This window comes from Endozoicomonas sp. SESOKO2 (assembly GCF_024606245.1).
Classification (GTDB): Bacteria; Pseudomonadota; Gammaproteobacteria; order Pseudomonadales; family Endozoicomonadaceae; genus Endozoicomonas_A.
Window position 1 is genome coordinate 1 of the sequence record NZ_JAHHPQ010000740.1, and the last position, 1,075, is coordinate 1,075.

At 49.5% G+C, this 1,075-nt stretch carries 1 protein-coding gene; it reads left to right on the forward strand.

Annotation, left to right across the window (positions count from 1 at the left end; translation table 11 throughout):
- Positions 1 to 1,075 (forward strand): hypothetical protein (locus KDK17_RS17585; protein ID WP_257288685.1); only part of this gene is annotated, 1,075 nt, incomplete at both ends.

Genomic DNA, 1,075 nt, shown 5'->3' on the forward strand with positions numbered 1-1,075 from the left:
CGCAGCAGGGTTGAAGAAGTGGTCAATGATGCCGGAGCCATCAGAACGAGTGGTTATCACAGTCATGGCGGAGGTATAGCGGGCGTTGTTTCCGAGAGTGTCATACGCGACAGTGTCAACACCGGCACCGTTTTCATAGCCGGAAAAGCCACTGCTGGCGGTATCGCTGGATGGGTCGATCGGACATCTTCTATTTCAAATGACCTGAATACCGGAACAATAACCTCCAGGGTAAAACGTAACCTACCTACCGGTGGCATTGTCGGAACACTGAAAGGCAACAGCGTTGCTAACAATAATATGAATACCGGCGAAGTCACTGCTACTTTCACCGACAGTTCCGGGGGGATTGCAGGAGAAGCGCAAGCAGCCAGGGTATTACATAACCTGAACACCGGAAAAGTTGCCTCAGATCATGTGATAGGTTCCAGACATACCAATGGAGGCCATAGTGGCGGAATAGTGGGGAAGAGCAGTCAAACCCTGGTCAGCCAAAACCTCAACACAGGCAGTATTTCTTCGAGGTATAGTTCAAGTGCGGGTGGGATAGCAGGGGAAGTAAACAACGCTCCGGTTATTCAAAATGTAAATGTCGGAACGGTCACAAGTGACGGTAATTACGCAGCTGCCGGTGGTATTGCCGGAAATCTCTCTGGTGCAGGTGGAAGCATTCATGACAACCTGAATGCTGGAGCAGTAGCAGAAAAAAGCAGGAAGATAGCTTTCGTTGGTGGTATTTCCGGGACGGCCAAATACTCGGCCTCGGTTTATAACAATGTCAACACGGGGTCAGTTGAGGGTCACCCAACCTTTAGCCATATAAGCCCAGTGGTCGGAAGACTCTTTAATGAGGGTCATATTGCGAATAATCTGGATACTTTCACAAGGCCTAAATGGACTCCTCATTCACGGCGGGGATACAATAAAGGTGTCGTAAGATTATCGAAAAGTGCTCTCAAATCTGGCTTAAACGGTTTGAACAGCACACTCTGGAATGCCGGTGATGCAACACAGCTGCCAATGCTCAGAGCCGTTAACACGCCCTACCGTGATCTTGTCCGAATCAATGGTACCC